Source organism: Paenibacillus tianmuensis (genome assembly GCF_900100345.1).
In the GTDB taxonomy this organism is placed as follows: domain Bacteria; phylum Bacillota; class Bacilli; order Paenibacillales; family NBRC-103111; genus Paenibacillus_G; species Paenibacillus_G tianmuensis.
In genome coordinates this window covers 18,493-28,929 of sequence record NZ_FMTT01000061.1, presented here as the reverse complement: position 1 = coordinate 28,929, position 10,437 = coordinate 18,493, and the positions used below count along the sequence as shown (strand labels likewise).

General features: G+C 36.9%; 14 protein-coding genes. 3 read left to right on the top strand and 11 right to left on the bottom strand.

From position 1 onward, the window contains the following. Positions 1–301: transposase (locus BLO51_RS25995; protein ID WP_143006995.1), on the top strand; the 301-nt coding region annotated here is incomplete at its 5' end. A gap of 130 nt (positions 302–431) precedes the next feature. Here the strand turns inward: BLO51_RS25995 and BLO51_RS25990 are convergent. The 9 genes from BLO51_RS25990 to BLO51_RS25955 form a co-directional block, all read right to left on the bottom strand. Next, positions 432–944: a hypothetical protein gene (locus BLO51_RS25990; protein ID WP_090676491.1), complete on the bottom strand. Its 513-nt coding sequence runs from the start codon at positions 942–944 to the stop codon at positions 432–434. Positions 945–972: 28 nt separating this feature from the next. Continuing rightward, on the bottom strand, positions 973–1,353 hold the full coding sequence (locus BLO51_RS25985) for a DUF2513 domain-containing protein (RefSeq protein ID WP_090676488.1): 381 nt from the start codon (positions 1,351–1,353) through the stop codon (positions 973–975). A 26-nt stretch (positions 1,354–1,379) separates the two neighbouring features. Then, positions 1,380–1,910 carry a hypothetical protein gene (locus BLO51_RS25980; RefSeq protein ID WP_090676486.1) on the bottom strand — a complete coding sequence of 177 codons (531 nt, stop codon included), beginning with the start codon at positions 1,908–1,910 and terminating at the stop codon, positions 1,380–1,382. A 21-nt stretch (positions 1,911–1,931) separates the two neighbouring features. After that, complete coding sequence (locus BLO51_RS25975) at positions 1,932–2,207, bottom strand: hypothetical protein (RefSeq protein WP_090676484.1); 276 nt, start codon at positions 2,205–2,207, stop codon at positions 1,932–1,934. Then, positions 2,204–2,491 carry a tetratricopeptide repeat protein gene (locus BLO51_RS25970; RefSeq protein ID WP_090676480.1) on the bottom strand — a complete coding sequence of 96 codons (288 nt, stop codon included), beginning with the start codon at positions 2,489–2,491 and terminating at the stop codon, positions 2,204–2,206. The genes BLO51_RS25975 and BLO51_RS25970 overlap by 4 nt, the downstream gene beginning before the upstream one ends. 34 nt (positions 2,492–2,525) lie before the next feature. Then, the gene (locus tag BLO51_RS30920; protein WP_281180435.1) at positions 2,526–2,813 is read right to left on the bottom strand and encodes a helix-turn-helix domain-containing protein; all 288 of its coding nucleotides are present in this window, start codon (positions 2,811–2,813) and stop codon (positions 2,526–2,528) included. A gap of 269 nt (positions 2,814–3,082) precedes the next feature. Beyond that, on the bottom strand, positions 3,083–3,229 hold the full coding sequence (locus BLO51_RS29495) for a hypothetical protein (protein ID WP_167670338.1): 147 nt from the start codon (positions 3,227–3,229) through the stop codon (positions 3,083–3,085). Positions 3,230–3,275: 46 nt separating this feature from the next. Next, positions 3,276–3,515, bottom strand: coding sequence for a hypothetical protein (locus BLO51_RS25960; protein ID WP_090676477.1), 240 nt, complete (start codon positions 3,513–3,515; stop codon positions 3,276–3,278). A 46-nt stretch (positions 3,516–3,561) separates the two neighbouring features. Beyond that, on the bottom strand, positions 3,562–3,858 hold the full coding sequence (locus BLO51_RS25955) for a hypothetical protein (RefSeq protein ID WP_090676475.1): 297 nt from the start codon (positions 3,856–3,858) through the stop codon (positions 3,562–3,564). 508 nt (positions 3,859–4,366) lie between these two features. Between BLO51_RS25955 and BLO51_RS25945 the strand changes: the two genes are divergently transcribed. Continuing rightward, a complete protein-coding gene (locus BLO51_RS25945) occupies positions 4,367–4,846 on the top strand; it encodes a hypothetical protein (RefSeq protein ID WP_342672479.1) in 480 nt (159 codons plus the stop codon). A 141-nt stretch (positions 4,847–4,987) separates the two neighbouring features. Here BLO51_RS25945 and BLO51_RS25940 read toward each other — a convergent pair whose 3' ends face one another. Both BLO51_RS25940 and BLO51_RS25935 read right to left on the bottom strand, forming a co-directional pair. Then, positions 4,988–5,305: a nucleoside triphosphate pyrophosphohydrolase gene (locus tag BLO51_RS25940; RefSeq protein WP_090676468.1), complete on the bottom strand. Its 318-nt coding sequence runs from the start codon at positions 5,303–5,305 to the stop codon at positions 4,988–4,990. Between the two features lie 20 nt (positions 5,306–5,325). Further along, complete coding sequence (locus BLO51_RS25935; RefSeq protein WP_090676465.1) at positions 5,326–6,303, bottom strand: HNH endonuclease; 978 nt, start codon at positions 6,301–6,303, stop codon at positions 5,326–5,328. Between the two features lie 522 nt (positions 6,304–6,825). On the opposite strand from BLO51_RS25935, the gene BLO51_RS25930 reads away from it, so the two are divergent. Continuing rightward, positions 6,826–10,347: a hypothetical protein gene (locus tag BLO51_RS25930; protein WP_090676464.1), complete on the top strand. Its 3,522-nt coding sequence runs from the start codon at positions 6,826–6,828 to the stop codon at positions 10,345–10,347. Positions 10,348–10,437 lie beyond the last annotated feature (90 nt).

Below are 10,437 nucleotides of genomic sequence, written 5' to 3'. Positions count from 1 at the left end.
GGTTGAAGTCCTCTCTGGCGTCACACTGTCCGGAAGCGTTGTTTTAGCCGATAAAGCCTACGGCACCCATGACATTCGAACGTATATCGAATCCCAAGACGCAACGTTCTGCATCCCTCCAAAATCGAATACGGCAAATCCTTGGGAATGCGACTTTTACCAGTATAAAGAACGGCATGTTGTGGAATGTTTTTTCAACAAACTCAAACAATTCCGTGGGATCGCAACACGCTACGATAAACTTTCTCGAAACTTTTTGAGCTTTGCTTTTTTGGCTTCTGCCATGATTTTGTTGAAGTAGTTCCACTATCATGAGTTTTCAGACACGCCCTAAAAAAGATAAAATTGAAAGTATTTTTTGAATCCGCCTCATTTCTAACACCTTTCTTTATTACATTCAAAAGATGATGTAAATCGTTGTATGAAAATCGTCATTTTACTGAATTAGTAAGTTGAATAATTCGAGACTCAGAAAACAACCAATCTTTTGGTATAACATCGGGGACATACATATTGCCAGTCCAAGTTTTGTTTTCTCGTAAAACTGTATCCCCTAAACCGTTTCTAGCAGTCTTCATCAGATTTGCGATCTCATTCGGAGTTGCCAAGTAAACTCTTGGTATTTCATAAATATCTGTATTAATGAATTGGACAAGACTAAACACCGTCTTTTTAGAATGCTTCGCAAGCCACAAATCAATGGCATCATAATAGGAAACCTCTGAATTCTTGTATTTAGCTGTTAGCGCCCAACCTCCATCTTTACTCCCTTTTACAGATACTTTCATTACAGTATCACCTTTGGCAATCATTAAGTCATATTCCGGCTGATTTGCTCCATATTGTACAGATACATCATATCCAACACGAGCGAACAGATATGCAGTTATTGATTCTGCCGCTACTGAAACATGCCATGAAGTATCGAAAGAATTGGTTGACAAGATGCTCTCCCCTTATGAAATCATCGTTTCATTTCGTTACATTACATTCCAATAAATTCTTTACGCCTTCAGTAAGAAGTTCTTTGATAATATCGATAGGCAAACTCTTAAAATCAAAACCCTTGGATTCGGCTTTTTCTTTTGCGGCTGTTAAAACCTTTTCATTTCTAGCAGAATCTAAAAAATCATGTCCATACCATGTCATACCATTAATATAATATTTTCCATCAGCCAATGTCGAAACGTCATCAATAATAATTAAACCAGCTTCAGTCATGATCCTTAAATGATATTGAACAATCACATCCTCATAACCTTCATCTTCCAAACCTAATGAAAACGAACGTGATGTATAATATTCCTCTATAACTTTCAAAATTCTTATTACTAATTCCATATCTCTTTTCATAAAAATACCTCCTACTTATAAAACCGCTATTTTCTGTTAATATAATCAACTTGATGTTGAATATTGTCGATAAATTTATTTAACATTTTGACTTCATCTCTTACCTGATTCATAAACTCATTTAGACGATCTCCACTTAAGAAATAAAGATATTTATTTTTATGCTCAAAATGTACAACTTTTAAATTTTTATATTCAAGATAATTGATAAACGAATTTATGTCCCCATCATATTCTACTGACCCATATTCGTGTAATGTATTAATCAGAGAATCCCATTCTGGCATTTCAGGATACGGAATGTTAACTTCCAATCGAACTTTATTATCGATCCTGTCTGGATCTCTCAAGGCATTATAAGCTAGGCTCGAACCTTTTTCTTCATGAATGAGTGAGAATATTTTATCTCTTAAACCTTGATCTGTTAGAACCACTTTCTCATTCTTTTCGCTACTACCTTCATAACAATTTAAGTGCAATTTTAGAAACTCTGTATCAAGAGTGAATAAGTATCTTTCTTTATTGAATACAAATGCTTTTTTCATAATTCTTCTCATACGAAATTCAACTCTCCTCCTTTAAAATGGATTTTTCATTGGATACTTATTAAACCATTCATCCCATCCATTAGGGTCAGTTTTAAGATTAAAGTCACTAGCCGAATCTCCTCGTACACCGACTAATGGATATGTACCTTCCCTTTCTTTTATTAGCAAGTCATTCGCAATAATCTTAGCATCAAATATCTGATCTTTACGATATTGAATTCTAATGCCTGAATTCTCAGTACTAATTACATCCTTCTTGCATATGACTTTCACAAAAAACAACTCCCAATCAAATTGACCTTTCATTCCATCAATTTCTTTGCTTTCTCCAAACGCTTTTTGTATTGATGGAGTTTTGGATCTCGGTCTGGTCTCTGCTTATTTACTTTTTCAAAAACACTAATTGCTTTCTCAAGAATCCGAATCTCATCTGCAAATTTACCCTGTTTTCTGTAGATAATACTCAGTCGATCATACGGGAAGCTACCATCAAAACCTTTCTCAACATTTTCTTCATAAAGTAGTATCGCTTCATCAATTTTACCTTCTTTTTCAAGTACCTTTCCCAGAAGATTCTGATCTACACTCACTTTAAATGAATTCCCTTCCCATGAAAGTGAACTTTCATTTGGATAACCTACTTGCAAGTTGCTTGATTAATGTTAAATCATCATCACTTAATATATACTCATCAATAGCTTGATCAAACTTATCTTCATTTCCCAGTAACCAGTCAATGGATACATTCAACTCTTTTGAGATCGAAACTAACTGCTCTAAATTCGGTTCATAATTACTAGATTCCCATTTCGAAATAGTTGCATTATTTACATGAAGACGTTCTGCAAGTTGAATTTGAGTTAAATCTTTCCTAGTCCTAGCTTTTCTTAAATTCTTAGCAAACGTCTTTATGCCATTTCCACATTTCGTGATGAAAGTCAGTTTTTATTGTCTTTCTGTTTTTCAACCATGAAATCGAAAGATGGATAAACCACGCCGCAGTTTTCACACTGCGACATGTCACCAAATTCTTCTTCGTAACCAGCGTAAGTTATTTTCTTTGATTTGCAGCCAGGACATTTCAATATATCACCTCATGAAACTAAGGATATTACAATAATTCATTTATTCTATTACCCGTAATACTTCTCTCCCGTTCTTTTGTTCCTCATGTATTGTCGTCATCCACACATATTATCTGGGCACTCATTAAACTCTTGTCTTTTTAGTATTTCAGTACCGCAGCGAGGGCAAGAAGCTTTTTTGGTTTCCGCATCGATAATAATCGCATTTTCCATGTCTTCTAATTCTTCTTTTGAAAATTTCATATATTACAGCCCTCTATTCTTCAGAATTGTGTATGAAATTCAGGTTTTAAACAAACTTTTTGGCAATATCATCATACTTACCTATTGGTTTTTGACTGTTTCCATTATTCTTACTCCATCCCAAAGTAAAGACTGTGTTTTGATGGCGTTCTACTGGGTGACCATAGTCAGTGGTATGTAAGGATAGCAGTGTCCATCCAAGATTTAAGTATTTGTTGACCATATCAATATCAGTTTCTTGAAATACCTCAATAATATCTTCCAAGTTATTTTGATTGACTTCCATCTTAGAATCCCTCCTCAGATTTGAATCAAACAACTCTTTCATTTGATTAATCTTTATCTTCAAAGAATGTGATTCGGTTAAATAATGATACAATTCTTTTACAGATTTCTTTAGCTTGCTCATCGCTTAAATCAAGCTTGCCGTTTTGCATCTTTCTCTCTCGTAGTGGCAGCATAATGTCACTGAAATCTTCTTTTGCAGTATTACTATGAAAGTCGACTGTTCTCAAAGGAATCAGATGAGAAGTGTAGACAATCTCTAATCTTTGTTGAAGAGTACCAGTGCTACTAGCTAAATATTCTACCGCTAAAAATAATCTCTCCCAGGCAGCATGATGTTTCATTCAGAACTCCTCCATTTTATCAGATAATGAAACTAGTATTTTATCGATTATCACTTTTTTCTTCTAATGCAAGTTCCTTAATTAGAAAATCTCCGTTCTCAATAACCAATTGTTTCTTTTCCTGAGTATACTCCCAACCATTCTGGATTACGTACATAATAAGAGTTGAGCAAATGCTTGGTAAGTTAAGATTAAAGAACCATGTCCCCTCCCAGGAGAAGTGTACTTCAAAGAATGATGTTTTGGTGTTGTATGGATATACTCGAAAAGAAACATACTTATTTCTAAAATGCTCATCAATCACACAATGAAATTGAAAACCATTCACCATTATTTTTTTTGTACGCTTTCTAAACGGCTTCAATTATTTCGCCTCATTCCGATAAAACCAATCTTTTATCCCATTAATTCCATCGCATTTAGGAACACAACAATTTCATTCAATAATCGTATATTTTTGACATTTTTGGCAAAACTACCTTCATCACACATTTAAGGAGGATTCAAATTGTCTAGCCATCAGTATCTTCTTAATCGCCACCACCACAATTTGGAAAAACACCCCCATTTCGGCCATACGATCACCAATGACTCATATGGTCATCAACTCCATCCATTGTCCCTTCATGCTCCACTTGTGCACGTTAAGGCTACAATTGTAAAAGTATATCCTGATCAAGAACGAAGAGGAGCGATGCACCAACATTTTGATGTAAAGATTAATGAGCTAATTAGCATTAAAGGGGCCGATGCTTCTCTAGTTGATATGAAGACGGATACTTTTGTCGCTGTCCGCTATGGTGATAATATGGGATTAGCAGAGCCGATAAGTGGTATTACTGAGGGACAAGAGATTGAATTGCAAGGCGAATACATTGACCATGGTCATGCATATTCCTCAGAAGATAATCCAGATAGATCACCAGTAATCCATTTCACCCACAGACCTGTTGGATATGTTATATATCAAGGAAAAAAATATCACTAACTATTAGCCCATTAACCCGGAGCCTCTATTAAAAAGGCTCCCGTTTTTATATGTAATGAATTCAGACTTTTATTGCGCAAGATAAATCCAATTCCACTCCAACGGAAAAGTTTATCCTCTTTTCATATAACACCTTGAAGGTTACTCAACTTTAACAAGCAATAATCTTTCCCCAAATCCACCGCGCTTCTCTTTCTTCTCCTGCCTTACTCGTTCAAACTCCTCTATACTGATCCCCTTATGCTCCAATATGGTATAAATAACCTCAACCAAATCAGCCAATTCCGTTATTTTCTCAGCTTCTCCAGCCTCAATAAATTCATCGAGTTCCTCTTGAAGCTTACTATTCAACATTTTTATGTATTCCGCGCTATCTAAAACTCTAATTTCAGCTTGTTTCCCCGACGCTTCAATGATCTGCGGTATCTTGTCACGTACCAGCTTGTTATAAACGATCATCCTACGTTCTCCTTCCGGGATTAACCTTGGCATGAGATCCAAAACTTTCTGACTAACCCGTTGTTAATAGCCATTTCAAGCTCTGAAACATGTTTATTGCTTTGTCCCTGATTCATAAGCATGGCGAGTAACTTCGAATTTCTTTCTTCCAATCTCTGTATCGTTGTTTCGCTTGGAATGACATTTGATTTGCTTGAGTTGCAAGTTTGGTGAGAATAGACCAGATTCCATAAATCATCGCTATATAAATACGACCATGGAATTACATGGTCAATAGCGGGAGTCTCATCAATGATTTTATTCCCACAATGAAAACAAATATGGTCTGGATTTTCTGCAGCAATAAGTTGAAAAAATTTAGTCAATGGTTTACGCCTGACTTTATCTTCATCAATAATCTTTACCTTCTTGCATATGCGCGGCGAATGATTGAAATTTTCAAGCATTTGTGACCATCTGTAATTGATCGCGTCGAATACAATTAAACTATTTCCTTTCAGCTCTTTCATATTATTAGTAGCTATAGATAAGAAATCTGCGTTCCGTTCATAATTGTAAATATCATCAACCGTTTTTCCTTCGACAGTCAGAAAGCGGTAACTTACGTCAGCTTTCAAAGCGGTTTTCACTTGTTTTACCGTTTTTTCATACTGTGTTTCACAAATTAGCTCAATGTTAGACCGAAACCATTTAACAGGTTGAGCGCATTGCGTTGCTTTCTGGTACTCAGTAATTAACTCCTTCACTAAGGATACAATCTTCGGCGGTTTATTAGGATTGGGACTTTGCTTTAAATCAAAAAAGATCGTTTGCTCGAAGTAGTATCTAATTACCTTCTTAGCAATGTCTTCAAGCCCAATTTTTATTGTGCTTCCAATTGGTTCGTGAAAATCATATTCAACAGCAATTTCGGTGATTGCCTTGGCCCATGCTGCTTTATAACTGTTATCAAACGAACAGTTGCGGATGATATAGAGCCATTTCTCTAGGAATGTCATAAAACTCCCTCTATAGTTTTAGTTTTCGAATTGTATTTATAGTAAAATTATACCACATTTTTCATAAGACAGAAGTCGAAAAAAGTAGAAAAAAAGAAGATAGAACCTAAGACATATTTCCGTCTTTGGTTAGTCTATCTTCTGTCATTAATAAATGTATTAAAAACTAAAATAAACCACTCTTGTACAAGTGGCTTCCAAAATGTTACTCTAGAAGAGTGTATACCTATTTTTTTACATTAGGCATGCTCAATTTTTCATTCCCAAATAAGGATGTGATACTCCTACTCCACTATCCGAGATAAACACAGTATATACCGCATTAGTAAATTACGCAATAGTTTTATCACATTTTCCGTATTTTATTTTTAAAATTTGGGACATAAATCGCCCTAAATCTCTTGCCCCATAAGGGATGATCGTAAATTAAGATCAAAATGGACAGATTCATTCCTAACCTAAACAAGCAATTTATTCGGCGTTTTATCATCTTTCACTTTTAACTTTGGAGGGCAGATCAATTTGATTAAGAAACGGCAGTACTACATTTGGCAATATAGTCTTGATCATATTAAATCGGATGGAACGACATTTTCGTTGGATTACAACTTAGAATCAGCTACCCTCGCAACGGAAACACTCATGTACTACATCTTAAACGAGAAAATTATGAAGCGTAAGTACGAACCCATCATCGAGTATCAGACAAATAAAGATGGCTCACTCGTGAAATCGATAAGCGGAACTCCTATAAAAATCAAGAAGAACGTCCTTCCTATTATAACGATTGAAACTGGTCGAGATCGTTCAGCCAAAACAAATGAAAAGCTATCCAAACTTCTGAATGAAGGTTTTACAGCAAATTATCACGACTCCAAGGGAAATAATATATCAGTTCAAAAATTTGTGTTTTTGGACAATGTTTTATCAAGCTCTCAAAATAAAGAATGTCGGCAAATTTTCATTTGGGACAAATACGTTGACCAGTTAAAACGCCATATTTCTTTGGGGACAGAACCCACGAAATGTACGGTATCCAAGAACCTTACTCGTAATGCGTTAACTACAACAGATGTATACCTTTTCCCTGTGGATATGAAGGAGCTGACAATTTGCATCATCCCAGATAAAGAAGTGCCTGTCATTGAAGATGTGGAGATGATCAAACCATATCATCGTTCTCCTGAAGAAGAGAGTAGGTTTGCTGAACTTCAAGCCTTCATTGCTACGGAAAAAGAATATGACAAACAGCGTCTGATGATTTTAGGAAAAGTCAAAGAAAAAGAAATCGAGCTTCCCATCGCGCCAAATAGCAGAGACAAAAAATATAAAACGGTCGGTCAATGGAGGAAAGAAGGCAGACGAGTACGATTAGATGCACTCATCGATCCTCAATGGAAAGTAACCAAAAAAGATGGCACCCATGTCCCAGTATGGACGTTTGAGCAAACGGAGCCTTATGAGGAAAAAGAATTTCCCATTACCGAGTGGTCTACAGGGTTACAACTAGCAGAAGTGAAAGCCCATAAAGTAATGGAAAATGTTTTCGATGGCATGGGGTTGGTTTGTAAAGAACTCGGCCAGCGGATGGAACAATTTTTACAATCCGACTTTCCCATAACCGGTTATCAGTTAAGACTGCCTTCGATAAAAGGATTTTTCCCATGTGTTGATTTCCGACGATATTTTCGTAAACACCGAGTCAACAAAATTAAAGATATTTTCAATGAATGGCATGAAACCGAAAAAATCGACATTCTGGCCACGGAGTCTACGTTCAAAGCCAAGCTGGAAGTGGTGGGAAAAAAGCCTGACGCATCAGAAGATAAACGCTGGCTCTTCCCTTCTATCTCAGATTACAAGTCCAAGCTTCTTGATTATGGTTACGATGTTATCGGTATTTCGAATGTTGCCAAGCCTGTTCATGAAACGTATAGAAAATCTTCTTATCAGTTGTTGTTAGCGCTAAATGTTCGCTTACAAGATATATTTTGCTTTTCTAATGTGCTCGGGGATATGATTCATCGAACCTTAAGCATCTACCGCAAAGAGGAAACGGACTGGAATGATATCGCTTATGTTGAAGCCTTTCTGAATCAGGTTTTCAAAGAGAATTCGGATAACAACCTGGGCAAAAATTGCAGTGATGCCGTTAAAGCCATTCACCTGAACAAAAAGCTTGTCTTCGACCATAAGGTGATGCAAACGATCAAAGACGTGATCGATCATAAAATCGATGAAATGTGTTTGGGGAAATTTTATCTGAAAGCCAAGTATCTCTATGTAACGCAAGATATTTTAGCCTTCCTTTCCTATGCCGCGGCAGAAGATAAAAACGAATGGATGTATACAGGTTTTCTTGGTCCAAAGCAATGCTATTGCGGCGGCAGCATAAAAGGCCAGCGAATTTTGGCCCGAAATCCGATTATGTCGTTTAGCGAATTAACTCGGACTACATTCGTAGATTATGAGAACGAAGATGTTGAATTCATTCGTCACCTCACTAATATTGTCCAGCTCCCTCTCGGCACGGAACCAGATCGTCTTGGAGGCGCAGACCGCGATGGTGATGAATTGTTAGTGCTGGATACGGATACGAATTGGGCGGATACCTCCATTGAATATATGCAAAATTACAATGATATCGTTCAAGATACCGGTAGCGAAGATTACGGTAACAATAGGCTCGAATTGTTCAATGAACGGCTGAAGCTATATTTTAATGAACGGTTTCCATCCCAAAGCAGCGTTACCCTTCGGGATTATGTCATCAATTCTCTTGTTCAAATTAACGATGCAGATAAATCAACAGCCGAATCAGAGGAATGGACAAAACGAAACATCATCGATTTTATTATTCGCTCAGAGGACAAGACAGGCAAAATAACGGATATAAATACAACAATCGAAAATATAGCTAACTCGGAACAGGACTTAGTCAAATACAAACTGCCGATTGCCATCATGAAACATTTACAAGCGCTTTGTATTGATGCTTCCAAATCCGGACTGTTCGACAAAGTGGTCATTCCTGATGTAATTCAGTATCAATTTGGAAAATGGAAACCGCAATTCATGAAATTTAAGGACGGTAACGACTACAACAAAGATAAGAAGCATACCTCTGCTCTGGATAGCTTTTCACATGTGATGGCGAAGTTCAAAAAGTATATACACAGGATCATGATTGAAGAAACAGATCGTAAAGTCCAGAGACATAAGTTTGAAAATATTTATCGTTTTTTTCAGAACCCTAATCTGGATACAACCTATGTGGATCAAACCATCGCTGCGTTGCAGGACACTTATGCTTCATTCCTGCAAAAAAATAGAACCCTAACGAAACAGAAGCTGAGCCTGAATCAATATTCCAGCGACGAAAAACATAAACGATTACGGAAAGAAATCGATGAGAAGTTTGCTGAGTTATTCAAGGAGACCAGGGAACAAGCCGGGCAAATTTGTGATTGCCCCTCCCTGCTTGCTACGGCTTCCGTCAGAATGACCTACGTGGACTCGAAAGCGAAGAATGAGAATCAAAACTATTCATTCTGTTGGGTTGTTGCCAGCGAAGGTATTTTGCAAAATATCCAGTTGAACTATGAAGACTTGGACAAATTGTACATTCAATCCGCAAACCGTGATGATTCGAATGCTTTTGAATGGTTAGGTGAATATTATTGTGCGGTAACTAAACATGAAGCCTATGCGTTGGAATTCCCCGAAGGCAAAGACATGAGTATCCCTGAGAAATATCTCAAGAAGCAGGATCGAGCGTTGGTCGATCTCATCGATTACGAAGTGACATTGCTGAGCAGTGAAAAGAAACCGTGGGAGCCGAAAATAGTGGCCGAAAAGATTGTCGATAACACGTACACCATATTTGATGATCATGGATGGCTTGGTGTCGCTGAAGGACTCAGTATCGCTCGAAAAAAAGGCGATACCATGTTGGATAATTTCTTGGGGTCGCAGATCACGATTAAGACAATCGTGAATACCACTAACGCTTCTATAACATGTGTAGTTGATATGAAATGTTAATCTGATCCGGCTTGTCAGCCGGTAGAGCGGAATGAGGAGTATCTATAATTTATATTCCAAAAAATTTATGGGAGATAAGAAATCAATATG

Coding starts and splice junctions, on each gene's coding strand:
- BLO51_RS25985 (WP_090676488.1), bottom strand. CDS start 1,353: ATGAAAAGAGATATGGAATTAGTAATAAGAATTTTGAAAGTTATAGAG.
- BLO51_RS25980 (WP_090676486.1), bottom strand. CDS start 1,910: ATGAGAAGAATTATGAAAAAAGCATTTGTATTCAATAAAGAAAGATAC.
- BLO51_RS25975 (WP_090676484.1), bottom strand. CDS start 2,207: ATGAAAGGTCAATTTGATTGGGAGTTGTTTTTTGTGAAAGTCATATGC.
- BLO51_RS29495 (WP_167670338.1), bottom strand. CDS start 3,229: ATGAAATTTTCAAAAGAAGAATTAGAAGACATGGAAAATGCGATTATT.
- BLO51_RS25960 (WP_090676477.1), bottom strand. CDS start 3,515: ATGGAAGTCAATCAAAATAACTTGGAAGATATTATTGAGGTATTTCAA.
- BLO51_RS25955 (WP_090676475.1), bottom strand. CDS start 3,858: ATGAAACATCATGCTGCCTGGGAGAGATTATTTTTAGCGGTAGAATAT.
- BLO51_RS25940 (WP_090676468.1), bottom strand. CDS start 5,305: ATGATCGTTTATAACAAGCTGGTACGTGACAAGATACCGCAGATCATT.
- BLO51_RS25935 (WP_090676465.1), bottom strand. CDS start 6,303: ATGACATTCCTAGAGAAATGGCTCTATATCATCCGCAACTGTTCGTTT.